Source organism: Streptomyces sp. NPDC085460 (assembly GCF_044541975.1).
In the GTDB taxonomy this organism is placed as follows: domain Bacteria; phylum Actinomycetota; class Actinomycetes; order Streptomycetales; family Streptomycetaceae; genus Streptomyces.
Map to the genome: position 1 here is coordinate 486,720 of NZ_JBITTO010000005.1, position 25,663 is coordinate 512,382.

General features: G+C 75.2%; 22 protein-coding genes and 1 riboswitch. Of the genes, 9 read left to right on the forward strand and 13 right to left on the reverse strand.

The genetic code is table 11. From position 1 onward, the window contains the following. Positions 1–38 precede the first annotated feature (38 nt). Positions 39–1,040: a zinc-dependent alcohol dehydrogenase family protein gene (locus ACIGHB_RS16010; RefSeq protein ID WP_399913497.1), complete on the reverse strand. Its 1,002-nt coding sequence runs from the start codon at positions 1,038–1,040 to the stop codon at positions 39–41. A 113-nt stretch (positions 1,041–1,153) separates the two neighbouring features. Between ACIGHB_RS16010 and ACIGHB_RS16015 the strand changes: the two genes are divergently transcribed. From ACIGHB_RS16015 to ACIGHB_RS16025, 3 genes are all read left to right on the forward strand, one after another. Then, positions 1,154–2,095, forward strand: a complete 942-nt coding sequence (locus tag ACIGHB_RS16015) for an AraC family transcriptional regulator (protein ID WP_360312902.1) — start codon at positions 1,154–1,156, stop codon at positions 2,093–2,095. A gap of 67 nt (positions 2,096–2,162) precedes the next feature. Next, positions 2,163–2,879, forward strand: coding sequence for a DsbA family oxidoreductase (locus ACIGHB_RS16020; protein ID WP_360312904.1), 717 nt, complete (start codon positions 2,163–2,165; stop codon positions 2,877–2,879). A gap of 193 nt (positions 2,880–3,072) precedes the next feature. After that, entirely contained in the window at positions 3,073–4,131 is a 1,059-nt protein-coding gene (locus ACIGHB_RS16025) for an aminotransferase class V-fold PLP-dependent enzyme (protein WP_399913502.1), read from the forward strand. Between the two features lie 37 nt (positions 4,132–4,168). Here ACIGHB_RS16025 and ACIGHB_RS16030 read toward each other — a convergent pair whose 3' ends face one another. Then, positions 4,169–4,672: a MarR family winged helix-turn-helix transcriptional regulator gene (locus ACIGHB_RS16030; protein WP_399913504.1), complete on the reverse strand. Its 504-nt coding sequence runs from the start codon at positions 4,670–4,672 to the stop codon at positions 4,169–4,171. Between the two features lie 132 nt (positions 4,673–4,804). On the opposite strand from ACIGHB_RS16030, the gene ACIGHB_RS16035 reads away from it, so the two are divergent. Beyond that, the gene (locus ACIGHB_RS16035; protein WP_399913507.1) at positions 4,805–5,872 is read left to right on the forward strand and encodes an alkene reductase; all 1,068 of its coding nucleotides are present in this window, start codon (positions 4,805–4,807) and stop codon (positions 5,870–5,872) included. A 69-nt stretch (positions 5,873–5,941) separates the two neighbouring features. Here ACIGHB_RS16035 and ACIGHB_RS16040 read toward each other — a convergent pair whose 3' ends face one another. Further along, positions 5,942–7,045: a pyridoxal-phosphate-dependent aminotransferase family protein gene (locus ACIGHB_RS16040; protein ID WP_399913639.1), complete on the reverse strand. Its 1,104-nt coding sequence runs from the start codon at positions 7,043–7,045 to the stop codon at positions 5,942–5,944. Between the two features lie 86 nt (positions 7,046–7,131). On the opposite strand from ACIGHB_RS16040, the gene ACIGHB_RS16045 reads away from it, so the two are divergent. Continuing rightward, a complete protein-coding gene (locus ACIGHB_RS16045; protein ID WP_360312912.1) occupies positions 7,132–8,217 on the forward strand; it encodes an amidohydrolase family protein in 1,086 nt (361 codons plus the stop codon). 192 nt (positions 8,218–8,409) lie between these two features. On the opposite strand, the gene ACIGHB_RS16050 is transcribed toward ACIGHB_RS16045, so the two are convergent. Together ACIGHB_RS16050 and ACIGHB_RS16055 are read right to left on the reverse strand one after the other, a co-directional pair. Beyond that, positions 8,410–8,976: a GNAT family N-acetyltransferase gene (locus ACIGHB_RS16050; RefSeq protein ID WP_360312914.1), complete on the reverse strand. Its 567-nt coding sequence runs from the start codon at positions 8,974–8,976 to the stop codon at positions 8,410–8,412. Continuing rightward, a complete protein-coding gene (locus ACIGHB_RS16055) occupies positions 8,973–11,051 on the reverse strand; it encodes a penicillin acylase family protein (protein WP_399913511.1) in 2,079 nt (692 codons plus the stop codon). Before ACIGHB_RS16055 ends, ACIGHB_RS16050 begins: the two co-directional genes overlap by 4 nt. Positions 11,052–11,153: 102 nt before the next feature. Here ACIGHB_RS16055 and ACIGHB_RS16060 point away from each other — a divergent pair, with 102 nt between their 5' ends. Next, entirely contained in the window at positions 11,154–11,873 is a 720-nt protein-coding gene (locus tag ACIGHB_RS16060) for a siderophore-interacting protein (protein ID WP_360312918.1), read from the forward strand. 320 nt (positions 11,874–12,193) lie between these two features. Continuing rightward, positions 12,194–13,231, forward strand: coding sequence for an SCO1860 family LAETG-anchored protein (locus ACIGHB_RS16065; RefSeq protein ID WP_360312920.1), 1,038 nt, complete (start codon positions 12,194–12,196; stop codon positions 13,229–13,231). A 161-nt stretch (positions 13,232–13,392) separates the two neighbouring features. Here the strand turns inward: ACIGHB_RS16065 and cobC are convergent, their stop codons facing one another. Beyond that, positions 13,393–14,949, reverse strand: coding sequence for an Rv2231c family pyridoxal phosphate-dependent protein CobC (gene cobC, locus ACIGHB_RS16070; RefSeq protein ID WP_399913515.1), 1,557 nt, complete (start codon positions 14,947–14,949; stop codon positions 13,393–13,395). A 30-nt stretch (positions 14,950–14,979) separates the two neighbouring features. Here cobC and ACIGHB_RS16075 point away from each other — a divergent pair, with 30 nt between their 5' ends. Beyond that, the gene (locus ACIGHB_RS16075; RefSeq protein WP_399913519.1) at positions 14,980–15,756 is read left to right on the forward strand and encodes a ZIP family metal transporter; all 777 of its coding nucleotides are present in this window, start codon (positions 14,980–14,982) and stop codon (positions 15,754–15,756) included. A 2-nt stretch (positions 15,757–15,758) separates the two neighbouring features. Here ACIGHB_RS16075 and ACIGHB_RS16080 read toward each other — a convergent pair whose 3' ends face one another. The 7 genes from ACIGHB_RS16080 to ACIGHB_RS16110 form a co-directional block, all read right to left on the reverse strand. After that, positions 15,759–17,102 carry a cobyrinate a,c-diamide synthase gene (locus ACIGHB_RS16080; RefSeq protein ID WP_399913522.1) on the reverse strand — a complete coding sequence of 448 codons (1,344 nt, stop codon included), beginning with the start codon at positions 17,100–17,102 and terminating at the stop codon, positions 15,759–15,761. Further along, positions 17,096–17,704 carry a cob(I)yrinic acid a,c-diamide adenosyltransferase gene (cobO, locus tag ACIGHB_RS16085; protein WP_043219477.1) on the reverse strand — a complete coding sequence of 203 codons (609 nt, stop codon included), beginning with the start codon at positions 17,702–17,704 and terminating at the stop codon, positions 17,096–17,098. Before cobO ends, ACIGHB_RS16080 begins: the two co-directional genes overlap by 7 nt. Beyond that, positions 17,704–19,743 carry a putative cobaltochelatase gene (locus tag ACIGHB_RS16090; RefSeq protein ID WP_399913526.1) on the reverse strand — a complete coding sequence of 680 codons (2,040 nt, stop codon included), beginning with the start codon at positions 19,741–19,743 and terminating at the stop codon, positions 17,704–17,706. Before ACIGHB_RS16090 ends, cobO begins: the two co-directional genes overlap by 1 nt. A 49-nt stretch (positions 19,744–19,792) precedes the next feature. Then, complete coding sequence (locus ACIGHB_RS16095; protein ID WP_360312930.1) at positions 19,793–21,325, reverse strand: cobyric acid synthase; 1,533 nt, start codon at positions 21,323–21,325, stop codon at positions 19,793–19,795. Then, positions 21,322–22,296, reverse strand: coding sequence for a cobalamin biosynthesis protein (locus tag ACIGHB_RS16100; protein ID WP_399913530.1), 975 nt, complete (start codon positions 22,294–22,296; stop codon positions 21,322–21,324). Before ACIGHB_RS16100 ends, ACIGHB_RS16095 begins: the two co-directional genes overlap by 4 nt. Before the next feature lie 54 nt (positions 22,297–22,350). Continuing rightward, positions 22,351–22,435, reverse strand: a riboswitch (cobalamin riboswitch). Positions 22,436–22,593: 158 nt separating this feature from the next. Further along, positions 22,594–22,815 carry a hypothetical protein gene (locus ACIGHB_RS16105; RefSeq protein ID WP_073917272.1) on the reverse strand — a complete coding sequence of 74 codons (222 nt, stop codon included), beginning with the start codon at positions 22,813–22,815 and terminating at the stop codon, positions 22,594–22,596. 28 nt (positions 22,816–22,843) lie between these two features. Beyond that, on the reverse strand, positions 22,844–24,127 hold the full coding sequence (locus tag ACIGHB_RS16110; protein ID WP_399913534.1) for an anion permease: 1,284 nt from the start codon (positions 24,125–24,127) through the stop codon (positions 22,844–22,846). A 352-nt stretch (positions 24,128–24,479) separates the two neighbouring features. Here ACIGHB_RS16110 and ACIGHB_RS16115 point away from each other — a divergent pair, with 352 nt between their 5' ends. Beyond that, positions 24,480–25,589: a hypothetical protein gene (locus tag ACIGHB_RS16115; RefSeq protein ID WP_360315645.1), complete on the forward strand. Its 1,110-nt coding sequence runs from the start codon at positions 24,480–24,482 to the stop codon at positions 25,587–25,589. Positions 25,590–25,663: the final 74 nt, after the last annotated feature.

Sequence of the window (25,663 nt, forward strand, 5' to 3'; positions counted from 1 at the left end):
GCACTGCCGCCACCGCCCCGCCAGTGCCGGCACAGCCCCTAGTGCCGCTGGTGACGGACCCGCACCACGATCTTCCCGGTGTGGGCGTTCGACTCCATCAGCCGGTGCGCGTCCGCGATCCGCTCCAGGCCGTCGAAGACCTCGGCGACCACCGGCGCCAGCGAGCCGTCCCGCAGACCCGAGCCGATGAACCCGGCGGCCAGCCGGCGCCCCTCCTCGGTCCGGGCCAGCTCCCCGTTCGCGTACGCGTGGACGGTCTGCGGCCAGTTCCGGGACAGCTCCACCGGCCGCGGGTCCAGCCAGCCGTAGAGCACCGCCGTCCCACCGGGGCGCAGCGCGTCCCCGAGGCGGGCGAACCCGGGCCCGCCGATCGCGTCGAAGACCAGGTCCGCGCCCCTCCCGCCGGTGATCCGGCGCACCTCCGCGGCCAGGTCCCCGGTCTCCGTCGCCACCACGTGGGCCGCCCCCAGCGCCAGCACCGCCTTCCGCTTCGCCTCGCTCCGGGTCGCGGCGATCGGCACCGCCCCGACCCGCAGCGCCGTCTGCACCGCGGCCGTGCCCACCCCGCTCGACGCGCCGGTGATCACCACGTGGTCGCCGGGCCGCAGCCCGCCCGTCAGCACCATCCCGCCGTACGCCGTGAAGTACGTCAGCCAGACCGCCGCGCCCGTCACCGCGTCCACCCCGGCCGGCCGGGCCACCAGGTACTCCTCCGGCAGCACCACCCACTCCGCGTACACGCCGAACTCGCCGAACTCGAAGTTGGCCGCCGCGAGGACCGGATCGCCCGGCGCGAAGGCCGTCACCCCCGCGCCGACCGCCTCGACCGTGCCCGCGGCCTCGTAACCGAGCCGCGAACCGGGCAGCCGCGCCGGGTAGTAGTAGGTGCCCGCCCGGAACAGCGCCTCGGCGCGGTTGAGGCCGATCGCCTCGACCCGGACCAGTACCTCGCCGGGGCCCGGCGCCGGCAGCGGCACCTCCTCGACGGACAGCACCTCGGGGCCGCCGAGCTCGTGGAACAGGACCGCTCTCGTCGTCATGTGATCTCCCATGGACCCGACCGTAGGAGCGGCCCCGGAGACGATCCATGTCCCTCTCGCTCCCGGTCATGTCCGATCGTCTCGCCACCGCCCGGAGCGGTACGGTGCCGGCCATGGACGTACTGAGCGACGCCATCGCCGTCATGCGCACCGGCCGCCCCCACTCCTCCCGCACGGTCCGCCTCGCCCCCTGGGGCTTCCGCTTCCCGCCCAGCGAGGGCGCCGGGTTCCACGTCCTCCTCCAGGGCGCCGCCTGGCTCCTCCCGCCCGACGGCGCCGCCCCCGTCCGGCTCGGCCCCGGCGACGTCGTGCTGCTCCCGCACGGCACCGGCCACGGCCTCGCCGACCGGCCCGACACCCCGCTCACCGACGCCGTCCCCGCCCCGGACGGCTCTTGGCCCGGAGCCTCCGACCGGGGACCGGTCGGCCCGGCGGAGACCTTGCTCCTGTGCGGCTCGTACCAGCTCGACCGGAACCGCGCCCACCCGCTCCTCACCGAACTGCCGCCGTACGTCCACCTCCCCGCCCGGGTCGGTGCCCACCCCCGGCTGCGCGCCGCCATCGACCTGCTCGGAGCCGAGCTCGAGGAGCCCAGGGCCGGGTCCGACGCCCTCGTCCCCGCGCTCCTCGACACCCTCCTCGTCTACCTGCTCCGCACCTGGTGGCTCGCCGAACGGGCCGACCGCTCCACCGGATGGTCCGCCGCGCTGGGCGACCCGGCCGTCGCCCGCGCCCTGCGCGCCCTCCACGCCGACCCGGCGCGGAGCTGGACCGTCGAGGAGCTGGGCGCGCTCGGCGGGCTCTCCCGGGCCGCCTTCGCCCGCCGCTTCACCGCCCTGGTGGGCCGGGCCCCGCTCGCGTACCTCACCTGGTGGCGGATGACCACGGCCGGCCGGCTGCTGCGCACCGGCGATCTGCCGCTGCGGGCGGTCGCCCAGCGGGCCGGCTACACCTCCGAGTTCGCCTTCGCCAAGGCGTTCAAGCGCGCGTACGGCACGGCCCCCGGCCGGTACCGGAAGGGGATCCGGGTCACATCCGGCGCGGAAACGGAATGAAATCCGGACCGGACGGCGTTCGTACCAGGACAGACCACACGAGCCACCCCCTCCGGAGAAGGAACCCATGCGCGTAGAGATCTGGTCGGACATCGCCTGCCCCTGGTGCTACATCGGCAAGGCCCGTTTCGAGAAGGGCCTCGCCGCCTTCGCCCACCGCGACGACGTCGAGGTCGTGCACCGGTCCTTCGAGCTCGACCCGCACCGGGCCAAGGGGGACACCGGGCCCGTCCTGGAGATGCTGGCGGCGAAGTACGGGCGGACGCTCGACGAGGCGCGGGCCATGGAGGCGCACGTCGCGTCCAACGCGCACGCCGAGGGCCTGGAGTACCTGACCGACGGCCGCGACCACGGCAACACCTTCGACATCCACCGGCTGCTGCACCTGGCCAGGGAGCGCGGCCGGCAGAACGAGCTCCTCGACCTCGCCTACCGGGCCAACTTCGCCGAGGAGCGGTCGGTCTTCGACGGGGAGACGCTGATCGCCCTCGCCGTGGAGGCCGGGCTCGACGAGGCCGAGGCGCGGGCCGTCCTCGCCGACGAGGCCGCCTACGCCGACGCGGTGCGCGAGGACGAGCGGGAGGCCGCCGAACTCGGGGCCACCGGCGTGCCGTTCTTCGTCCTCGACCGCCGCTACGGCGTCTCCGGCGGGCAGCCCGCCGAGGTCTTCACGCAGGCCCTGGAGCAGGCGTGGCAGGGCCGCGCCCTCCAGCCGGTCGGCGCCGCCGCGCCGGACGCCGAGGCGTGCGGCCCGGACGGCTGCGAGGTGCCGCCGCGCGCCTGACGCGCGGCGTCGCACCGACCGGCGAGCGCCGTCGCACCGACCGGCGAGTGCCGCCGAACCGACCGGCGAGTGCCGCCGCACCGACCGGCGGGCGCCGTCGCACCGCTCTGACCTGCGCGGATAAGCGGCGCTTGGGGGAGGTCCATGATCGGTGGCCATTGACGGGCCGTCACGCGCAGCGCAGGCTGGGGCCATGGACTCCCTCGAACAGCCGCTCGGCGGCTCCGAGTTCGCCCCCGGGCGGACCTATCTGAACACCTCCGCCTGCGGCCTGCTGCCGCGCCGGACCGTCGAGGCGGTCACCCGCCTCGCCGAGGAGACCGCCGACGGGCGCTCCGACGGCGCCGGCAGCTTCGACGTCGTCGACGAGGCCCGCGCCGCCTACGCCCGGCTCGCCGGGGTCGCGCCCGGGCGGGTGGCGGTGGGCAGCGCGGTCGCCGTGCACTGCGGGATGATTGCCCAGTCGATGCCGTCCGGCGCCGAGATCCTCTTCCCCGAGGGCGACTTCTCCTCGCTCATCACGCCCTTCACGGTCCGCGGCGACCTGAAGACCCGGTTCGTGCCGCTGGAGCGGCTCGCCGAGTCCGTCCGCCCGGAGACCGCGCTGGTGGCCCTCTCCGCCGTGCAGTCGGCGGACGGGCGCACCGCCGACCTCGCCGCCGTCCGGGCCGCCGCCGCGGCCCACGGGGCCCGCACCCTGCTCGACGCCACCCAGTCCGCGGGCTGGCTGCCGCTGGCCGCGGGGGAGTGGGACTACACGGTCGCCGGCGCCTACAAGTACCTGCTCTGCCCGCGCGGCGCCTCCTTCCTCACCGTCACCGAGGAGGCCCAGGACAGCCTGCTGCCGATCCACGCGGGCTGGGTGACCGGCGAGGAGATGTGGGTCAACAGCTACGGCCCGGTGCGCGAACTCGCCCGCTCCGCCCGCCGGTTCGACGAGCCCGCCGCCTTCCTCTCATACCACGGCGCGCTCCGCTCGCTGGAGCTCCTGGAGGAGATCGGGATCGAGCGGATCGAGGCCCACGACAAGGGGCTCGCCGCCCGCTTCCGCGCCGGGCTGGTCTCCGCCGGGCACGAGCCGGTCATGGACGACTCCACGGTCGTCGCCGTGCCGGGCCTCGGCCACCGCGCGGACGCCCTCCGTGACGCCGGCGTCCTGCTGTCGGCCCGCGCCGGCAACCTGCGGGCCTCCTTCCACCTGTACAACACGGCGGCGGACGTCGACCGCGCCCTGGACGTCCTCGCGGGCTGACCCGCGACGGAGCCCCGCGGCTCAGCGGTTCAGCGGTTCAGCAGTTCAGCGGCGGGCACTCGCCCGCGTCGCCCGCCTCCGCGCGCAGGTTCTCCGCCAGGACGCCGAGGAGGCGGGCCAGCTCCGCCCGCTCCGCCGGGGCGAGACCGGCCAGTGAGCTCTGCTCCAGGTCGGACCAGGCGCCCTCGACCCCGGCCTTCAGGGCCTGCCCCGACTCCGTCGCCTCGACGAGCACGGCCCGCCGGTCGGCGGGGTCGGGGGAGCGGCGCACGTGTCCGCACTGCTCCAGGCGCTGGAGCATCTTCGTCACGGTCGACGGGTCCAGGCCGAGCGACTGGATCAGCTCCGACTGGCGGACCGCCCCGCAGTCCCACAGCCGCATCATCATGAGCTCCTGGCCCGGGTAGAGGCCGAGCTCGCGCAGCCGCCGTCCCATCGCGATCCGGTGCGTCCGGGAGACCCGGGCCAGGGTCAGGCCGACCGGGCCGCCGCGCGCGGCGGACGGGGACTGCTCGGTACAGACGGGCTCGACTGTGGTCATGGGGGCTCCTCGGGGGCGGTTCCTCGCCCCCAGGTTACCGCGACCGGGATATTTGATTGGCTGGCCAAGGAATGGGTTACAGTGGCGGCACGCCACATACTTGGCCGACCACATATTTCCCGGGAGACCGTCATGACCACCGCCTTCGACCCCGTCGACCTCGCCGGCGCCCGCCTCGCCAACCGCATCGCCATGGCCCCCATGACCCGCAGCCGCGCCCAGGGCGACGGCCGCCTCCCCACCGCCCTGGTCGCGGAGTACTACGCCCAGCGCGCCTCCGCCGGCCTGATCATCACCGAGGGCGTGCAGCCCACCGCCGTCGGCCAGGGCTACCCCGGCACCCCGGGCCTGCACTCCGCCGAGCAGGTCACCGCCTGGCGTGAGGTCACCGACGCCGTCCACGAGCGCGGCGGCCGGATCTTCGCCCAGCTGATGCACGCGGGCCGGATCAGCCACCCCCAGGTCCTCGGCGAGGGCCTGCACCCCGTCGGCCCCTCCCCGGTCACCCCGGCCGGACAGCTCTTCGCCGGCACCGGCCTGATCGACTTCGTCGCCCCGCGCGAGCTCACCGCCGAGGAGATCCACGAGACCGTCGAGGGCTTTGCCAGGGCCGCCCGCAACGCCGTCGAGGCCGGCTTCGACGGCGTCGAGATCCACGGCGCCAACGGCTACCTGATCCAGCAGTTCCTCGCCACCGGCTCCAACCACCGCACCGACGAGTGGGGCGGCCCGGTCGGCAACCGCATCCGCTTCGCCGTCGAGGTCGTCAAGGCCGTCGCCGACGCCATCGGCCCCGACCGCACCGGCCTGCGGATCTCCCCCGCCAACACCTACAACGACATCGCCGAGACCGACACCGACGCGATCTACCCGGCGCTCGTCGACGCCCTGGAGCCGCTCGGCATCGCCTACCTGCACATCACCGAGCCCGCGCCCGAGGTCCGCGAGCTCACCCTCGCCCTGCGCAAGCGCTACTCCGGCACCCTCATCCTCAACCCGGCCACCGACGGCCCCACCGGCCCCGACGCCCTCGCCCTGATCGAGGACGGCACCGCCGACCTCGTCGCCTACGGCGCCCTCTTCCTCGCCAACCCCGACCTGCCCGCGCGGCTGCGCTCCGGCGGCCCCTTCAACACCCCCGAGCCCGCCACCTTCTTCGGCGGCGACCACCGCGGCTACACCGACTACCCCGCCCTGTGACCGGTCCCGGATACGCGAGAGGGCGGGGTCCGGACCCCGGACCCCGCCCCCGCCGCGTGACGGCGCCGGCTACACCGCCCAGGCGGAGGTGACCGCCCGGCGCGCGCCCTCCAGGTCCACCGCGCGGCCCGCCTCGCCGAGCACCGCGCCCAGCGCGGCCAGCGAGGACTGCACCGCGTTCGGCGTCGCGTCCGCCCCGTAGTGGTTGACCCGGACCATCTCCTTCGCCAGCGCCCCGCCGCCCGCGATCAGCGGCAGCGACGGGTCCGCCGCCAGCGCCTTCGCCACCAGGTCGGCGGCGTCCAGGTCGGCCGGGACCCGCAGCGTCGTCGCCACCGGAGCCGCGTCCGCCGCCTCGTACACGTACGGCTCCAGACCACCGCCCAGCGCCACCGCGCCGGCCCGGGTCGCCGCCGCGGCCGACGCGTGCCGGGCCATCAGCCGGTCCAGGCCCTCCGCCTCGATCCGCTCCACGCACGCCTCCAGGGCCAGCATCTCCAGCTGCGCCGGGGCGTGCAGCAGCGCCTTGCGGCCACCGTCGATCCAGCGCTCCTTCCAGTCCAGGAGGGAGAGGTACGAGCGGCGCGGCGCGGCCGGGTTGGCGGCGAACCGCTCCCAGGCCCGCGCGCTCACCGACACCGCGGAGACGCCCGCCGGGCCGCCCATCGCCTTCTGCGCGCCGATGATGCACATGTCCACGCCCCAGGCGTCCGGCAGCACCGGCTCGGCCCCGATCGACGCCACCGCGTCCAGGTAGAACAGCGCGCCGTGCGCCCGCACGACCTCGCCGATCTCCGCGACCGGGTTGGTGTTGCCGGTGGCGGCCTCCGCGTGCACCAGCGAGACGAAGTCGATCTCCGGGTGCTCGGCCAGCGCTCGCTCCACCTGCTCGGCGGTGACCGCCGTGTGGAAGGGCACGGCCAGGTCGACCACGGTCGCCCCGCAGTCGCGCAGCCAGTTCCCGAAGGTCTGCCCGTACGGACCGGTGACCACGTTCAGCGCGGTCGAGCCGGCCCGCGCCCCACTGCGGATGCACCCCTCCAGCGGCAGCAGCGCCTCGCCCTGGGTGATCACGACGTCCTGCTCGGTGGAGAGCAGCGCGGCGACCCGCCGCTCGATGGACGCGAAGTGCGAGGCGGTCATCGGGGCCAGGTCGAGCAGCGGATGTGTCACGGTCACGGTGGTGCCTTCTCAGGTCGGTGGTGCGGGCCCGGCCAGCGTACGCCCACCGCTCCGGCGCGCCCTCGTACAGTGCTGGCATGAGCGATCACGAGGTGTTGCACGTGAAGGGGCGGGTGCTCGTCGGCCCGGAGGACGTACGGGACGAACTCTGGTGCGTGGACGGGCGGATCACCTTCGAGCGGCCCGCCGGGGAGGCCCTGGCCGTCGAGGGGTGGGCGCTGCCGGGGCTCGTCGACGCCCACTGCCACGTCGGCCTGGACCGGCACGGGCCCGTCGACGAGGCGACGGCGGAGAAGCAGGCCCTCACCGACCGGGACGCCGGCACCCTCCTGATCCGCGACGCGGGATCGCCCTCCGACACCCGCTGGATCGACGAGCGCGAGGACCTGCCGAAGATCATCCGGGCCGGCCGGCACATCGCGCGCACCCGCCGCTACATCCGCAACTACGCGCACGAGATCGAGCCCGCCGACCTCGTGGAGTACGTCGGCCGGGAGGCCCGCCGCGGTGACGGCTGGGTCAAGCTGGTCGGCGACTGGATCGACCGGGAGGTCGGCGACCTGACGCCGTCCTGGCCGCGCGCCGAGGTGGAGGCGGCCATCGCGGAGGCGCACCGGCTCGGCGCCCGGGTCACCGCCCACTGCTTCGCCGAGGACTCGCTGCGCGACCTCGTCGAGGCGGGCATCGACTGCGTCGAGCACGCCACGGGTCTGACCGAGGAGACCATCCCGCTCTTCGCGGAGCGCGGGGTCGCGATCGTCCCCACGCTGGTCAACATCGCGACCTTCCCGCACCTCGCGGACGGCGGCGAGGCCAAGTTCCCCCGCTGGTCGGCGCACATGCGCCGGCTGCACGCGCGCCGGTACGACACCGTCCGCGCCGCGTACGACGCGGGCATCCCGGTCTTCGTCGGCACCGACGCGGGCGGTTCCCTCGCCCACGGGCTGGTCGCCGAGGAGGTCGAGGAGCTGACCAAGGCCGGCATCCCGGCCCTCGACGCCCTCTCGGCCACCACCTGGGGGGCCAGGGCCTGGCTCGGCCGGCCCGCCCTGGAGGAGGGCGCCCCCGCCGACCTCGTCGTCTACGACCAGGACCCGCGCGCGGACGTCCGCGTCCTCGCGGCCCCGCGCCGGGTCGTGGTCAACGGCCGGATCCTCGCCTGAGCCGACCGCCCGAGCGGTCGGGCGAGCGGCCGGGCGAGCGGCTTCGCCTGAGGCGACCGCCCGCGCTGCCGAGCGAGCCGCCTCGCCGGAGGGCGGCGGCCCGTCAGCCGGCCCGTCAGCCGGCCCGCCGGAAGGCCCGGCAGCCGTGCCGCCACCCGTGGGACAGCCGCCCGGCGGCCGTACCTCCGCCCGTCAGGCGGGCTTCCGGAGGAAGGCCAGCCGCGCCTTCTTCTCCGGGATGAACACCTCCGGCAGGTCGACCTCGGGGAGGACGACCTCCGGGCCGAGCTCGAAGCCGGCCCGCTCCATGCGGCGGACGGCCTTCTCGTTGTCCGCGTCCGGCTCGACCACGATCCGCCGGTGGTCCCGGAGGCAGAAGGTGAGCAGTGCCGAGATCAGGCCGGCCGTGAAGCCGGGGGAGGGGGCGGTGCTCGGGGCGATGAAGAAGTGGCAGCCGATGTCGCCCTCCTCCACCTCGTAGCACTCGCTCACCCGGTCCGCCTCGGGGTCGTACGTCTGGAGGATCGCGACCGGCTCCCCGTCGAGCTCCACCATGAAGCCGTGGTGCGTGGTGAGCGAGTCCAGGTGCGCGTAGACGTCCCTGACCTGCTCGACGGTGGTGCCGTTCATGCCCCAGAAGCGGGCCCGCTCCTCGTTGACCCACGCGTGGATGAGCGGCGCGTCCGCGTCCGGGGCGAGGGGTCTGACGGTGACGGTGCCGAGGCCCTCGACGGCCTGGACGTGGACGGGGGCGGTCATTCCTGCTCCTTGGTGAGGCGGTTCCAGTCGGTGGTGACGGGGGCGAGGTCGCCCCGCAGCCACAGGGGGAGTTGGTCTTCGTGGTGCGGGTCCCCGGCCACCCCGGACGCGCCGAACGGCACGATCCAGCCGCTGCGCTCGCGGTCGGCGAGGTCCCACACGTACCGGGCCGCGGAGGCCCGGGCGCTGCGGTCGGTGTAGCCGGGGGCGCTGGAGGTGGAGAGCACGCAGTCGTGGTCGCCGCCGAGGCCGGGCCAGCGGGAGTCGTCGGCATGGGGCAGCGCCTGCCAGGGCGCGAGCCGGTGGGTGGCGCCCCAGGCGGCGGGCGGCTCGCCGGCGGCGGTCTCCTCCAGCGCCTCCCGGACGATCCGGGCCACGTCGCCGGCCGGGACGGGCCCGGACACCAGCAGCGTCTCCAGGGCGAGGCCGACCCGGGGCCCGAGGTACAGCCAGGGCCGGAACACCTCCGGGTACGGCGCCGGCTCCCGCAGCCCCGCGAAGACCTCGTGCGCGGCCAGCCGCCGCACCACCGCGCCCCGCACGGCCGCGTAGAGCCCGGCGTCGGCGCTGTCCGCGTCCATCCGCCGGTTCCAGGCGAGCAGCCGCCGCCCGACGTCCCCGGCGGCGGGGGAGAGGCCGTCGGAGGCGGCCGCCACGGCGGCGAGCAGCCGGGCCGCCGCGCGGTTGTCGGTGTCGCGGTGGACGGCGGTGGTCGTCTCGGCGGTCCATGCGGCGGAGGCGTCGAGCAGCGCGGCGATCCGGTCGGCCCGGTGCGCCGGCGCGAACTCGACGCCGAGCGGGGCGGCGAGCCCGCGCGCGTTGGCCATCACCGCGTACCCGCTCGTCACCTCGGCGCGGGGCAGCGGCGCGGGCTCCGCCGCCCAGGCGTGCCCCGGCTCCCAGGCCGGTACGGGCCGCAGGGAGTTGGCCCGGTCGCGGACCGGGACGTGTCCGGCGACCCGGTGCAGCAGCCCGCCGGCGGTGTCGGCGGCGAGCACCACGTTGACCGGCTCCACCCAGGCGTCGAGGGCCGTGTCGACCTCGGCGACGGTACGGGCGGCGAGCAGGCGCGGCAGGACCTCGAAGCCCAGCCGGCCGGTGACCCGGGGCACGTACCGCAGGCTCAGCCCCTCGCCCTCGGCGCCGGGAAGGTCCGGCACCTCGCCGGTGATCACCGGGCCGCGGCCGGTCTCGACCAGCTCGATCAGGACCGGTTCGCCGCCGGCCACCTCGACCGTCTCGGTGTGCGCGGCGGCCGGGCGCCAGCCCTCGGGGCCGTACGCCTCCACGCCGCCGTCGGCGGTGCGCCGCAGCCGCTCCCGGTACAGGTCCTGGTAGTCGGCCATCGCGTTGGTGATCGCCCAGGCGACCGGCCCGGTGTGCCCGAAGTGGGCGAGCCCGGGGACGCCGGGCACGGCGAGCCCGACGACGTCGTACTCCGGGCAGGCCAGCCGGATCTGCTGGTAGACGCCCGGCGCCTCGATGAACCGGTGCGGGTCGCCGGCCACCAGGGCCGCCCCGCTCGCGGTCCGCTCGCCGGCCACCAGCCAGCCGTTGGAGCCCGCCGTGGCCGGCCCGTCGGCGGCGAACAGCTCGGTCCACTCCTCGCCGAGACCGGTCGCCACCTGCTCGCGCCACAGCTTGGTCGGGAAGCCGGCGAAGAGGATGTGGGTGGAGAGCCAGACGGCCAGCGGCGTCCACGCCTCCCAGCGCCCCGCGGTCAGTCCGGTCGCGGCGAACTCGGGTGCCCGGCGGGCCCCTTCGGCCAGTCCGGCGTTCACCCCGTCCGCGTACGCCCGCACCCAGTCCGCGGTCCGCGGGTCGGTCTCCTCCAGGCGGGCCAGGCAGCGCCGCGCGGTGTCGGCGAGCCGGGCCCGCCGGACGAAGACGTCCCAGCCGGCCTCGGCCGCGCCGAGGAAGGCGGCCGTGGTGCCCTGCGCCCGGTGGCGCTCGACCTCCAGCTGCCAGGCGCGGTCGCGCGCGGTGACCCGGCCCTGCGCGAAGGCCAGCTCCTCCGGGTCCCCGGCGCGCAGATGGGGGACGCCGTACGCGTCCCGGTAGACCTCGATGCTCACCCGATCCGATCCCGTCCTGTGCTTCCCGATGCCGTTAGGTTAGGCTGACCTAAATTGATCGCCGACCCAAAGTAACCCATGGGTCAGGGGGAGGAGCACGCGGTGGGGCACGGGTGGCAGGGCGCCGTCCTGAAGCTGATGGGCGCCAAGGACTTCACGTTCACGGTCACGGGGGCCGAGCAGGTCACCGAGGACTACCGGAGGGTCCACTTCACGGACGGCGGGCTGCTCGCCGCCGCCGGGGTCCACCCGACGATGTGGGTCCGGATCTGGTTCGAGAACGCGGGCAAGCCGCACCAGCGCGGCTACACCCTGGTCGACCCCGACCCGGAGGCGGGCACCTTCAGCCTGGAGTTCGCCCTCCACGACGGCCCCGCCAGCCACTGGGCCCGCGACTGCGCCCCCGGCGACACCGTCGAGGCCACCCTCCAGGGCACCGGCTTCGAGACCCCCGAGCCCCGGCCCGAGCGGCTGCTCGTCATCGGCGACCCGGCCTCGCTGCCGGCCGTGAACTCGCTGCTCGACGCGCACCCGGACCTCCCGGCCACCATCTGGTTCGAGACCCAGCACGCCTCCGACGAGGAGCTGCCCTTCCGCACCGACCCGGACCGCCACGAGCTGCGCCGGGTGCCCCGGCAGCGGGCCGGCGCCGCCCTCGTCGAGCGGGTCAGGGCCGAACTGCCCGCGCTCGCCGGGCCCGAGGCGTACGTGTGGATCGCCTGCGACACCGCAACCACCCGCGCATTGGCCTCGTACGCCCGCAAGGAACTGGCGCTGCCGAAGGACCGGGTCCACGCGCTCGGCTACTGGCGGGCGAGCTGAACCGTTCCGTCCGGGCAGGCTGTTGACGATCCGTGACCCCACCGGGGCGCGGATCGTTTCTTTTGCCCGCGCGGACGCCTTCCGCGCTCCGGACGCACCTCCCCGTACGAAACACGCGGGACGACCGGGAACGGTTGTGTCGTAAAGAATCGAAAATGAACACGGAAACCCCCCTTTGGAGTGAACTCACGTCAGGCGACTGTCGGTTCACTCTCCGTGCGTAAAGATTCCGGTGTCTCAAGTCGCCGCCGCCGCGCAGACCCACCGTCCCCGTGGTGAGCGGCCGGCGACGCCATGTCTTCTGTGGGGGTTCCACCATCTTGAACAGCAACACCTTCCGCGTTCCCGTCCGCCGCACCGCGGCCGCCGCGACCGTCGTCGCCCTGGCCGCCGGCCCCGTCCTCCTCGCCGCCCCGGCCGCGCAGGCGACGGACGGCGAGCGCCGCGAGGGCAAGGCCGGCGCCGTGGTGCTCCGCACCGGACTCGACGTCTCCCTGCTCGGCGAGACCGTGAAGATCCCGGTCCGCGCCACGCTCAACGAGGTCCAGGCGCCCGAGAGCGAGAACAAGACCGCGCTCAGCGTGAAGGTGCAGGGCGCGGAGGGCGACAAGCCGATCGACATCCTCGCCGCCGACGTCGCCACCTCGACCGCCACGGTCGACGAGCGCAAGGCCGAGGGGTACGTCAACCTCGCCAAGGCCCGCGTCCACGTCCCCGGCCTCCCCTCCCTGGCCATCATCGAGGTCGAGAAGGTCACCTCCAAGGCGGTCTGCGAGGCCGGGAAGAAGCCGGTCGCGGAGTCCAACGTCCTCGGCCACGTCCAGGCCCTCGGCAAGAAGGTCACCCTCACCGCGGGCGGCCGCACCCAGCTCGACGTGCCCGCCGTCGGCCGGATCACCCTGGACCTCTCCCGCACCAGCACCACCACCCGCACCGCGGCCGCCACCGCCCTGGAGCTCGACGTCGAGGTGAACCCGCTCAGCCTCGGCGTCGCCAAGGTCAAGGGCACCGTGACCCTCGCCGAGGCCACCTGCGAGACCCCCGACGGCCCGGCCCCGACCGAGAAGCCCACGGAGAAGCCCACCGAGAAGCCCACGGAGCGGCCGACCCAGGAGCCCACAGAGGAGCCGACCGGGAAGCCCACCGAGAAGCCGGCCGAGCCCTCGCCGCAGCCCACCGAGCCGAAGGACGACGGCGGCATCACCACGAACAACGGCGGCTCCACCCCGACCCAGAACCTCGCCGAGACCGGCGGCAGCTCCGCCACCCCGTACATCGCGGGCGGCGCTCTCGCGCTCCTGCTCGCCGGCGGCGGCGCCGTGGCCCTGACCCGGTCCCGCGCCCGCGCCCGCGGCTGACGGCCCGAGGGGGAGACAGGGGGAACCGGGCAGGGCGGGCGGTGCACCGACACCGCCCGCCCTGCCCGTTCACGCTCCAGCGGTACGCCGAAAGCCTCCAGCCGTACGCCGGAGCCTCGGCCGCCTTCCAGCGGTACGGGCCCCGGCAGTACCCCGAAGCCTCAGCCGCCCAGCAGCAGCGCCTGGTCAAGCGCCTGGAGGAAACGATTCGTCGTCGCCCGGTCCCGGACCGCGAGCCGCAGCCAGTGCCGGTCGAGACCCGGGAACGTGTCCCCGCGCCGCGCCGCGAACCCGAGCAGCCGCAGCCGCTCCCGTATCGCGTCGGCACCCTCGATCCGGATCAGCACGAACGGCCCCTCGGCCGCCGCCACCGTCCGCACCTCGTCGAACTCCGCGAGCCCCGCCAGCAGATGCGCCCGCTCCGTCCCGATCCGGTACGCCGCGTGCTCCGCCTCCGCCAGCGCCGCCCGCGACACGCACGCCTCCGCGGCCACCAGCGCCGGCGTCGACACCGGCCACAGCGGCTGCGCCCGCTCCAGGAGCGCGATCGTCTCCGGCTCCGCGAGCGCGTACCCGATCCGCAGCCCCGCGAGGCCCCAGGTCTTCGTCAGGCTCCGCAGCACCACCAGACCCGGCACGTCCGTCCGCCCGGCCAGCGCCTCCCGCTCGCCCGGCACCGCGTCCATGAACGCCTCGTCCACGACCAGGTACCGCCCCGGCCGCGCCAGCGCCGTGATCGTCTCCGCCGGATGCAGCACCGAGGTCGGGTTGGTGGGATTGCCGATCACCACCAGGTCCGCGTCCTCCGGCACCGCCGCCGGATCGAGCCGGAAGCCGTCCTCCTCGCGCAGCAGCACCCGGGCCACCTCGTGCCCGGCGTCCCGCAGCGCCGCCTCCGGCTCGGTGAACTGCGGATGCACCACCACCGGCCGCTTCACCGGCAGCGCCCGCGCGAGCAGCACGAACGCCTCCGCCGCGCCCGCGGTCAGCAGCACCCGCCCGGTGGGCAGCGCGTGCCGCTCGGCCACCGCGGCGCGGGCCGCACGCCCGTCCGGGTACTGCGCCAGGCTCGTCAGGGAGTGGGCGATCCGTTCCCGCAGCCAGTCCGGCGGGGTCGCCGTCCGGACGTTGACCGCGAGGTCGATGAGTTTCTCGTCCCGGACCTCGGCGTCACCGTGATGACGCAGGTCGTGGATGTGCCTGCCCATGTGGGGGCTGTCCGTGTGGGTGTCCATGTCCGCCGTCGTGTGGGGGGTGGGGATGTGGGGTGAGTCAGGCTTGCCAGCGATGTACCCGCACGTCAAGGGCAACAACCGTGCGACAGACGTCACTTCGTCCGGACAGAACGGTACGAAACCGGCGATCGCACACGTCACCCGCCGCGACTTCCGCTTCGGCACCAGCAGCACCGCCCCCGGACCCGCCGCCCGCAGCGCCGCCGCCTCGGCCACCGACGCCGTCCCCGTCGCCGCCAGCGGCACCTCCGACGGATGCGGCACGGCCACCCCGGCCAGCACCTCCGCCGCGAACCCCGCCACCGGCACCCCGAGCCGCGCCGCCGCCGCCACGATCCCCGGCTCGCCCACCCGGGCGTCGAGCGTCGCGAGACCCGCCACGCGCGCGTGCCCCGGCACCTCCACCTCCGCGAGCGCCGCCCGCACCAGCGTCAGCACCTCGTCCTCCGACGCACCCGACCGGGCCCCGACACCGATGTGCACACCGGGCCCCCCATCCGATAGCAAGGGGCCATGGCAGTGGTCGTCGCGCTCGGCGCGTTCCTCATGACGCTCTTCGGCGGCTGGGTCGCGCAGCGCGTCACCGACCGCCGGCACCTCGTCCTCGGACTCGCCGGCGGCCTCATGCTCGGCGTCGTCGGACTCGACCTGCTGCCCGAGGCCCTGGAGGCCGCGGGGGCGGAGGTCTTCGGCGTCCCCGAGGCCCTGCTGCTCTTCGTCGGCGGCTTCCTCTTCGCCCACGTCGTGGAGCGCGTGCTCGCCGTCCGCAGCGCCGCCCACGGCGTCCACCGCGACGGGGCGACGCCGGGCGCTCCCCCGAAGGGCGGCGGCCGGGAGACGGGCGGGAGGGTCCCCCAGGTCGGGCTCACCGCGGCCGGCGCCATGGTCCTGCACAGCCTCATGGACGGCATCGCGCTCGGCGCCGCCTTCCAGGTCGGCGGCGGCATGGGCGCCACCGTCGCGCTCGCCGTCATCACCCACGACTTCGCCGACGGCTTCAACACCTACACGCTCACGAGCCTCTACGGGAACGCCCGCCACAAGGCGATCGCCATGCTCGTCGCGGACGCCGCCGCGCCCGTCGTCGGCGCGGCGTCCACCCTCCTGTTCACCCTTCCGGAGGAACTTCTCGGCGCCTATCTCGGCTTCTTCGGCGGCGCCCTGCTCTACCTCGCCGCCGCCGAGATCCTGCCCGAGGCCCACCACGAACACCCCGCCCTCTCCACCCTGCTCTGCACGGTCGCGGGCGTCGGCTTCATCTGGCTCGTGGTGGGACTCTCCGGTCACTGACCTCACCCGCAGTGCGCCACGAACCGCGCGGCGACCTCCGGCGACCCCGCCCAGTGCGTGTGCACGTAACTCGCGTGCACCCCGCCCCGCACGAAGCCCTCCACCCTGCGCTCCGGCTGCCGCAGCCCCCAGGCCGGGACCGCCCCCGCCCCCGGCTCGATCACCGTGCGGTGGAACTCGTGCCCGCGCAGCCGGGCCCCCGCCGGAGCCAGCACGCTGTCGCTCACCGCGACCGCGTCCCGGTACCCGAGCGTCAGCCGCTCCGACATCCGCGCGTCCGCCTCCAGCACCCCGCACATGGGCGTGCCGTCCAGCGACCGCGCCAGATACAGCAGTCCGGCGCACTCGGCCGCGACCGGCGCCCCGCCCGCCGCGAACTCCGCCACGGCCTTCCGCAGCGGCTCGTTGGCGGCCAGTTCGGCCGCGTACATCTCCGGGAACCCACCGCCGATGACGAGCCCGCGCGTCCCCTCGGGAAGCGCCTCGTCCCGCAGCGGGTCGAAGGTGACGACCTCGGCCCCGGCGGCCCGCAGCAGCTCGGTGTGCTCGGCGTACGAGAACGTGAACGCGGCCCCGCCGGCCACGGCGACCACCGGCCGCCGCCCCGCCGGGGGCGCCGCCACGACGGCCGGGCTCCACGCCTCCGTGTCCAGGGCCGGCGCCGACCGCGCCAGCGCCAGCAGCGCGTCCAGGTCGCACCCGGCCCGCACCTGCTCCGCCTGCGCCGCCACCGCCTCCACGGCCTGCGCCTGCCGCTCGGCGACCGGGATCAGACCGAGGTGCCGCGACGGCGTCGCCACGGCGGGCGCCCGCCGCAGCACCCCGAGCACCGGCACCCCCGACTCCCCGAGCGCCTCCCGCAGCAGGTGCTCGTGCCGGTCGGTCGCGACCTTGTTCAGGATCACGCCCCCGATCCGCACCTCCGGGTCCCAGGACGCGAAGCCGTGCACCAGCGCCGCCACCGACCGCGACTGCGAGGACGCGTCCACGACCAGCACCACCGGCGCCTTCAGCAGCTTCGCCACCTGCGCCGTGGACGCCAGCTCACCCTGGTCGGCGGCCCCGTCGTACAGCCCCATGACCCCCTCGACCACGGCCAGGTCGCAGCCGCGCGACCCGTGCGCGAAGAGCGGGGCGACCAGCCCCGTCCCGCACATGTACGCGTCGAGGTTGCGGCCCGGGCGGCCGGTGGCGAGCGCGTGGTAGCCCGGGTCGATGTAGTCGGGCCCCACCTTGTGCGGCGAGACGGACAGACCCCGGGAGGCGAACGCGGCCATCAGGCCGGTCGCCACCGTGGTCTTGCCCGCCCCCGAGGACGGGGCCGCGATGACGAGACGTGCTACCACTCGATGCCCCGCTGGCCCTTCTGACCGGCGTCCATCGGGTGCTTGACCTTGGACATGTCGGTGACGAGATCGGCGAAGTCCACCAGCTCCTGCGGCGCGTTCCGCCCGGTGATGACGACGTGCTGATGGCCCGGACGGTCCCGCAGCACCTCGACGACCTCCTTCACGTCGATCCAGCCCCAGTGGAGCAGGTACGCGAACTCGTCGAGGACGTAGAACTTGTACCTCTCCTCGGCCAGGTCCCGCTTGACCTGCTCCCAGCCCTCGCGCGCCTTGTCCTCGTGCGACTGCTCGCCCTCGGCGACCTCGCGCTGGATCCAGGACCAGCCCTCGCCCATCTTGTTCCAGGTGACCGTGCCGCCCTTGCCGGTCTCGCCGAGCGCCTTGAGGGCGTTCTCCTCGCCGACCTTCCACTTGGCGGACTTCACGAACTGGAACACCCCGATCGGCCAGCCCTGGTTCCAGGCGCGCAACGCCATCCCGAAGGCGGCCGTCGACTTCCCCTTGCCGACGCCCGTGTGCACCATCACCAGCGCCCGGTTGCGGCGCTGACGGGTCGTGAGACCGTCGTCGGGCACGACGGTCGGCTGTCCCTGCGGCATTAAGCGGCCCTCCTGACAGAACGGTTGACTTGTGCTTCCCGTACGAGCCCGGCGATCGCGTCGGCGCGCAGCTCGTCCAGGGTGACGGCGGTGCCGCCCAGATCACGGGCGAGGTTCCCGGCGAGACCGAGCCGCACCGGGCCGGCCTCGCAGTCCACGACCACGGCGGCCGTGCCGTCGGCGGCGTGCAGCCGCGCGGCCCGCGCCGCCAGACCCACCGGGTCGGGCCCGCCCCCGGTCGCCCGCCCGTCGGTCACGACCACGAGCAGCGCCCGGCGCGAGGGGTCCCGCAGCCGCTCCACCCGCAGCACGTCGTGCGCCTTCAGCAGCCCGGCCGACAGCGGCGTACGGCCTCCGGTCGGCAGCTCCTCGAGACGGGCGGCGGCCGCGTCCACGGAGGACGTCGGCGGCAGCGCCAGCTCGGCCCCGCGCCCCCGGAAGGTCACCAGGCCCACCTTGTCCCGCCGCTGGTACGCGTCGAGCAGCAGCGAGAGGACCGCGCCCTTCACCGCGCCCATCCGCTTCCGGGCCGCCATCGACCCCGAGGCGTCCACCACGAACAGCACGAGGTTCCCCTCGCGCCCCTCCCGGACGGCCTGCCGCAGATCGTCCCGGCGCACCACGAGCCCCGCCCCGGACCGGCCCCGCGCCCGCTGGTGCGGCGCGGCGGCCCGTACGGTCGCGGACAGGTGCAGCTTGGTCAGCGCGCCCCGGGGCCGGGTCGAGCCGGTGGTCCTGCCGTGCTCGGTACGGGCCCGGGAGCGCCGCCCGGCGGCCCCGTCCCCGAGGCCGGGCACGCTGAGCATCTTCGTACGGAACGGCTCGGCGGCCTTCACCGCGGCCCGCTCACCGGCCGCGCCCTGAGGCGCGGGCGCCTGGGCGGGCGCGGGCGCCGGTGCCTCCTCCGGTACGCCGTCGGACTCGGGCGCGGGCCCCTCGCCGCCCTGCGGCGGAACGCCGCCACCGCCACCGGGACCGCCGTCCCCCGGCCCGTCCGGGCCCGGGTCCGGATCGTCGTCCGGCTCCTCGCCCTTGAACCGCTCCAGCGTCTCGTCGAGCTTGTCCTCGTCGAGCCCCGGCGCGTCGAAGGGCGAGCGCCGCCGCCGGTGCGGCAGGGCCAGCAGCGCGGCCTGCCGCACGTCCTCGCTCGTGACCTCCTCCCGGCCCGCCCACGCGGCGAGCGCGGTCGCGGTCCTGGCCATCACGATGTCGGCGCGCATGCCGTCGACCTCGAACGCGGCGCAGGTGGCGGCGATCTGGAGCAGCACGGCGTCCCCGAGGACCACGCGCGGCAGCAACTCCCGCGCGGTGACGATCCGTTCGCGCAGCGCGGTCTCCTCGCCGGCCCAGCGGGCGGCGAAGCCGGCCGGGTCGTCCTCGAACGCCAGCCTGCGCCGCACCACTTCGACCCGCTCCTCGGGCACGCGGGAGGCGGCGACCTCCACGGTGAGCCCGAACCGGTCGAGCAGCTGCGGCCGCAGCTCGCCCTCCTCGGGGTTCATCGTCCCCACGAGCAGGAAACGGGCGGCGTGCCGCACGGAGACGCCCTCGCGCTCGACGTGCGACCGGCCCATCGCCGCGGCGTCGAGCAGCACGTCGATCAAGTGGTCGTGGAGCAGATTGACCTCGTCGACGTAGAGGATCCCCCGGTGGGCGTCGGCGAGCAGGCCCGGCTCGAACGCCTTCACCCCGTCGGCGAGCGCCCTCTCGATGTCCAGCGACCCGACGAGCCGGTCCTCGGAGGCGCCCACGGGCAGCTCGACCATCCGCGCGGGCCGCGCGTCCGAACCCCCGTCCCCGTGCGGACCGTCCGGGCAGGCGGGGTCGGGCGAGGCGGGATCGCAGCTGAACCGGCACCCGGCGACGACGGCCACCTCGGGCAGCAGCTCGGCGAGCGCGCGCACGGCCGTGGACTTGGCGGTGCCCTTCTCGCCCCGCACGAGGACACCGCCCACGGCGGGCGAGACCGCGTTGAGCAGCAGCGCGAGCCGCAGGTCGTCCATGCCGACGACGGCGGTGAAGGGATAGCGGGTGCTCATCGGGTGGTCGCTCCTTCGGTACGTACGGATGCCTGGGCCGGGGCGGTGCTCACGGCGCCCCCGGCGGCACGAACGGCAGCCCCTCGGGCGCGCCCTTCTCGATGAGCCGCAGCAGCGCGTCCGTGTCGGCGTGCTCCTCGATGAGGTCGCCGAGCCGGTCCAGCTGCTCCTCGCGCAGCGCGCCGAAGGAGGTGTCGGGGGCCGGGACGAAGGCCCGGCCGGCCGCCGCGGCGACCTCCCGCAGGAAGGCGCGCCGGAAGCCGTCGCTCTCCAGCGAGCCGTGCCAGTGGGTGCCCCAGACGGAGCCGACGCGGCAGCCGTCAAGGCTGCGGCCTTTGTCATCAGAGATGAACACTTCCCCGCCGCGTACGTCCGCGACGCCGTGGTGGATCTCGTACCCCTCGACCGGTTCGCCGAGCGCCTCGCCGACCGGACGGGCGAGGGTCTTCTCGCGCGCGAACCGGACCCGTACGGGCAGCAGCCCGAGCCCGTCGACGGCGCCCGCCTTCGACTCGACCTCGTCCTCGATGTGCTCGCCGAGCGCCTGGAAGCCGCCGCAGATCCCCAGCACGGGCCGCCCCTCGGCGGCCCGCCGGAGGATCGCGTCCGCGAGTCCGCGCTCGCGCAGCCAGGCCAGCGCCTTGACCGTGCCGCGGGTGCCCGGCACGACGACGAGGTCCGCGTCGGCCAGCTCCTCCGGCCGGTCCACGAACCGCACGATCACGCCCGGCTCGGCGGCCAGCGCGTCGACGTCGGTGAAGTTCGACATCAGGGGGACGGCGCAGACCGCGACCCGCAGCACGTCGGCGCCGAGCGGCGGCGCGACGACCGACTCGCGGACGGTGCCCCGCAGCGAGACCCGGAGGCCGTCCTCCTCGTCGATCCCGAGCCCGTGCGCGTACGGCAGGACGCCGAGGGTCGGGCGGCCGGTGAGGCCGTGCAGCATGTCGAGGCCGGGCTCCAGCAGCGTCACGTCGCCGCGGAACTTGTTCACCAGGTAGCCGGCGATCAGCTCCTGGTCCTCGGGGGCGAGCAGCGCCGTCGTGCCGAAGAACTGGGCGAAGACCCCGCCCCGGTCGATGTCGCCGACCACGACCACCGGGAGCCGGGCGGCCCGCGCGATGCCCATGTTGACGATGTCGGTGCGGCGCAGGTTGATCTCGGCCGGGCTGCCGGCGCCCTCGCAGATCACCGCGTCGTGCGTGGCCCGGAGCTCCTCCAGGCAGGCGAGGACCGGTTCGAAGAGGGTCTGCTGCCGGCCGCCGTGGTAGCCCCTGGCGCTCATCTCGCCGACCGGCTTGCCCATGAGGACCACCTGGCTGGACCGGTCGCCGCCGGGCTTGAGCAGCACCGGGTTCATCAGCGCGGTCGGCTCGACGCGGGCGGCCTGCGCCTGCATGGCCTGGGCGCGGCCGATCTCGGCGCCCTCCCGCGTCACGAAGGAGTTGAGGGACATGTTCTGTCCCTTGAACGGCGCCACCTTGACGCCCTGCCGGACCAGCCAGCGGCAGATGCCGGCCGTGACGACGCTCTTGCCCGCGTCGGAGGTCGTCCCGGCGACGAGCAGCCCCCCACCCCTCACTTCGTCCTCCGCTTCACCGTGTCCGTCAGGATGCGGCCGCCGACGCAGGCGGCCAGGGTCAGCCAGGTCACCCGGCGGGAGAGCCGGACGGCCCGGTCGATGTCGGCGACCTCGACGGGCCGGCCCCCGCCGTTGAGGACGGGCCGGTGCTCGACCCGTCCGCCGTACGAGAGCGTCCCCCCGAGGCGTACCCCGAGGGCGCCCGCGAACGCGGCCTCGACCGGTCCGGCGTTGGGGCTGGGGTGCCGGGAGGCGTCGGCCCGCCAGGCGCGCGCGGCTCCGCGCGGGTCGCCGCCGGCGGCGGTCGCGAGGGCGGCGGTGAGCCGGGCGCCGGGCCAGCCGGCCAGGTCGTCCAGGCGGGCGGAGGCCCAGCCGTAGCGGCGGTACCGGTCCGACCTGTGGCCGACCATGGCGTCCAGGGTGTTGACGGCCCGGAAGCCGAGCAGGCCGGGGACACCGGCGACCGCGCCCCAGACGAGGGCGCCGACGACGGCGTCGGAGGTGTTCTCGGCGACGGACTCGACGACCGCGCGGGCCATCGCGGGCCCGTCCAGGGCCTGCGGGTCGCGCCCGACGAGGTGCGGCATCCGCTCCCGGGCGACCTCCAGGTCGCCGGCGGCGAGCGCCCCGCCGATGGCCCGCGCCTCGCGGCCCAGGGTGGTCCCGCCGACGACGGCCCACACGGCGGCGGCGGTCAGGGCGGCGGAGGCGGTCCCGCTGCCCCGGGCGGTACGGGCCGCGAGGGCCCCGGCGGCGACGGCGCCGCCCGCGCAGACGGCGGTGTGCAGGGCGCCCCGGCCGCGGTGGTCGCGCCAGAGGCGCCGCTCGACGGCGGCGGCGGCCCGGCCGAAGGCGGCGACGGGGTGGCCGCGGCGCGGATCGCCGAGGACGGTGTCGACGGCGAGACCGGCGGCCGCGCCGTACGCGAAGACTGCGGTGGCTCGGGAGGCCCCGGGGATGCGGCCGGGCATGGCGGCGTGTCCTCACTCAGGGTCCGCGCCCTGGCTCGACGTGACCGGCGGCGAGAGTTCCTGACTTCCGGACCCCCGGCGCTGAGCCGGGCCCGGTCACAGTGGCGGGACCGCGCCGGAATCGCACCGGGCTTCCTCTCCATTGCCGCCGTATTGGCCCCGGCAGTCCACCACGCCCCGCGAAGGGCCGTCAACCCGCGCTTGACCTGCGGCGGATCACTGTGCGAAGTGCCACAGACACGAGGGCCGGGCCCGCCCTCGGCAGAGGTGCGGGCCCGGCCCCGGAAGCGTCGTGGGTCAGACGACGATGAGGTAGATGCCGTACGCGACGGCCGCCGCGCAGAGCGCGAAGCAGGCGTAGGCGGCGGTGCGGGCGAGGGCCGCGGAGCCTCCCCTGGCCGCGGCCTCCTCCTGCTTGGTGAGGCCGACGATGCCGAGGGTGAAGAGGCCCACGAGGGCGACGGTCGCCACGAGGCTGACTCCGAAGACGGAGCCGAGAGCTGCCCAGTCGATCTTCATGGCTTGGTTTCCCGTTTCCTTGGAGGTCTCAGACCGCGGCGGCGGGGGCCGGGGGAGCGGCGGGGTCGTTCGGCCCCGGCGCGTGGATGGTGGTCTTCAGGCCGTCGTCCGCGACGGCGGCGACGGAGCCGGCCGGCGGCGGGGTGACGGCCGCGATGGCCGTGGTCACGACGCCGGGGCCGTCGCCGTTCGTGCCGTCTGTGCCGTTGAAGTCGTCGCCGTTCACGTTGTTGTGGTCGACCGGCTCGCGGCGGGAGAGCACCCAGATCACGGCCGAGCCGCCGACCAGGACGAACGCCGTGGCGGCGATGCCCCAGGGGCCCTGCTTGGTGAGGAACTCGGCGCCGGCGCCGACGAGGCCGGCGGCGGGCAGGGTCAGACCCCAGGCGACGAACATGCGGGTGGCGGTCGACCAGCGGACGACACCGCCCTTGCGGCCGAGGCCGGCGCCCATCACGGCACCCGAGCAGGACTGGGTGGTGGAGAGCGAGAAGCCGAGGTGCGAGGAGGCCAGGATGACCGTGGCGGCGCTGGTCTGGGCGGCGAAGCCCTGCTGCGGCTGGAGGTCGGTGAGGCCCTTGCCCATGGTGCGGATGATGCGCCAGCCGCCGAGGTAGGTGCCGAGCGCGATGGCGACACCGGCGGAGACGACGACCCACAGGGGCGGGTTCGAGCCGGGGGCGACGACGCCCTGGGTGACCAGGGCGAGGGTGATGATGCCCATCGTCTTCTGGGCGTCGTTGGTGCCGTGGGCGAGGGAGACGAGACCGGCGGAGGCGATCTGGCCGGCCCGGTAGCCCTTGGCCGTGGCCTTCGCCTCGGGGTTGGCCTTGATCTTGTACGTCAGCTTGGTCGCGGCCATCGCGGCGAGACCGGCGACGAGGGGCGCCGCGATCGCCGGGATGAGGACCTTGGTGACGATGGTGGAGCCGTTCACGGCCGACCAGCCGGCCGACATCACGGCGGCGCCGATGAGGCCGCCGAAGAGGGCGTGGGAGGAGCTGGACGGCAGGCCCAGGAGCCAGGTCAGCAGATTCCACAGGATGGCGCCGACGAGGGCCGCGAAGATCACTTCCGTGCGGATGCCCTCTTCGTTGATGATCCCGCCGGAGATCGTCTTGGCGACCTCGACGGACAGGAAGGCGCCGACCAGGTTCAGCACGGCGGACATGGCCACCGCCGTCTTCGGCTTGAGCGCACCGGTCGAGATGGTCGTGGCCATCGCGTTGGCGGTGTCGTGGAAACCGTTCGTGAAATCGAACACGAGAGCTGTCACGACCACAATGGCGAGCAGCAGCGTGATGTGTTCCATTTACCCAGGCAATCGTTTGACGTCAGTGGCTGGACGAACGTAGGCAACCTGAGTGAACGGAAGGTGAACTGGGTGGGGCATCACGGTGTCCCGAACCGGGGTCGTGAGATTCCGCTTCGCCTCCCCGGTGCCCCCGTGTCCACCATCCGGTCACCCCGCAACCCCGGGTAATCCCGCCCCGTACGGGACGCACGGGACCCATGCCCCCTTCCCTCCCGATCGGGGCGTTTCACGCCCTGGACGGTTTCATCCGCACGAGGCACCCGCCGAGGAGACGCTCGTCACCCTCCCGGGGCACCCGGGCGGCCCCCGTCCGGTGGCAGCCCCCGGGTCCCGTGCCGAGACTGGGAGCGTGCGCCCGGCTACAGCGACGGCAGCGGCCGTCACCACCCTGATCGGTGTCGGCGCGGCCGCGGTGGCGGCCGGCCGCTACGCCAGCGACGTCGCCCTCAAGGCCGCCTCAGGGCGGCCCCTCCCCGGCGACCCCAAGCTCACCGTGCACGCCACGGGACCCGAGCGGGTCACCCTCACCCGCAGCCTCGCCTCCCTGCGCCCCGGCACGTACGGGATGACGGCGCCCGGCCTGCACGCGGTCACCGGACCCGTCCTCGACCGGGTCCCGCACACCGCCGACACCGTCGTCCGCCGCCTCGAACGCGTCGAGCGCGGCGCGCTCGGGCCCGGCAGCCGCGTCCGGCTCACGCCACAGCTGCACACCGGCACCCCCGAGACCGCCCTCGGCCTCTTCCACGAGGACATCGAGATCCCCGGCGAGCTCGGCCCGCTGCCCGCCTGGCTCGTCACCGGACCCCGCTCCACCTGGGTGGTCGCCCTGCACGGCCTGACCGCCGGCCGCGAGCACACCCTCAACCTCGTCCCCTTCTACGCCCGCCGCCGCGTCCCGGTCCTCGTCCCCGCCTACCGCGGCGACGCGGGCGCCCCCTCCCCGGCGGACGGCCTCGCCCAGCTCGGCGACACCGAGTGGCGCGATGTCGACGCGGTCCTCCGCTACGCGGTCCGGCGCGGCGCGACCAAGATCGTGCTGCACGGCTGGGGCACCGGCGCGACCATGGCGCTGCGGGCCGCCGCCGAGTCGGGGGTACGGGACCGGATCGCCGGCCTCGTCCTCGACTCCCCTGTCCTCGACTGGGAGGCCACCGTCCGCAACCTCGCGGCCGCGCGGGGCGTCCCCGGCCCGCTGGTCCCGCTCGCCGTCCGCGCCGCGCTCGGCCGCACCGGCCCGCACCCCGACCACACGGCCGGCCTCCGCGTCCCGGTCCTCCTGGCCCACGGCCCCGACGACACGATCGCCCCCTGGGAGCCGTCCGTCGAACTGGCCGCCCGCCGCCCGGACCTCGTGACCCTCCTCCCGGTCCGCCAGGCCCCCCACACGGCCATGTGGAACGCCGACCCGCTCCGCTACGAGGAAGCCCTCCGCCGTTACCTGACCCCCCTCATGTAGCCGGCTCCGCCGCGGGCACCCGTTCCACCGGCGCCCCCGCGGGCGCCGCCCCGCCACGGCGTGGCGGATTCCGA

Bases quoted from the DNA above. Each gene is read 5' to 3' on its own strand.
- ACIGHB_RS16030 (WP_399913504.1), bottom strand. From the start codon at position 4,672: ATGACCACAGTCGAGCCCGTCTGTACCGAGCAGTCCCCGTCCGCCGCG.
- ACIGHB_RS16020 (WP_360312904.1), top strand. From the start codon at position 2,163: ATGCGCGTAGAGATCTGGTCGGACATCGCCTGCCCCTGGTGCTACATC.
- ACIGHB_RS16015 (WP_360312902.1), top strand. From the start codon at position 1,154: ATGGACGTACTGAGCGACGCCATCGCCGTCATGCGCACCGGCCGCCCC.
- cobO (WP_043219477.1), bottom strand. From the start codon at position 17,704: ATGCCGCAGGGACAGCCGACCGTCGTGCCCGACGACGGTCTCACGACC.
- ACIGHB_RS16035 (WP_399913507.1), top strand. From the start codon at position 4,805: ATGACCACCGCCTTCGACCCCGTCGACCTCGCCGGCGCCCGCCTCGCC.
- ACIGHB_RS16010 (WP_399913497.1), bottom strand. From the start codon at position 1,040: ATGACGACGAGAGCGGTCCTGTTCCACGAGCTCGGCGGCCCCGAGGTG.
- ACIGHB_RS16075 (WP_399913519.1), top strand. From the start codon at position 14,980: ATGGCAGTGGTCGTCGCGCTCGGCGCGTTCCTCATGACGCTCTTCGGC.
- ACIGHB_RS16105 (WP_073917272.1), bottom strand. From the start codon at position 22,815: ATGAAGATCGACTGGGCAGCTCTCGGCTCCGTCTTCGGAGTCAGCCTC.
- ACIGHB_RS16045 (WP_360312912.1), top strand. From the start codon at position 7,132: ATGAGCGATCACGAGGTGTTGCACGTGAAGGGGCGGGTGCTCGTCGGC.
- ACIGHB_RS16090 (WP_399913526.1), bottom strand. From the start codon at position 19,743: ATGAGCACCCGCTATCCCTTCACCGCCGTCGTCGGCATGGACGACCTG.
- ACIGHB_RS16025 (WP_399913502.1), top strand. From the start codon at position 3,073: ATGGACTCCCTCGAACAGCCGCTCGGCGGCTCCGAGTTCGCCCCCGGG.
- ACIGHB_RS16100 (WP_399913530.1), bottom strand. From the start codon at position 22,296: ATGCCCGGCCGCATCCCCGGGGCCTCCCGAGCCACCGCAGTCTTCGCG.
- ACIGHB_RS16050 (WP_360312914.1), bottom strand. From the start codon at position 8,976: ATGACCGCCCCCGTCCACGTCCAGGCCGTCGAGGGCCTCGGCACCGTC.
- ACIGHB_RS16110 (WP_399913534.1), bottom strand. From the start codon at position 24,127: ATGGAACACATCACGCTGCTGCTCGCCATTGTGGTCGTGACAGCTCTC.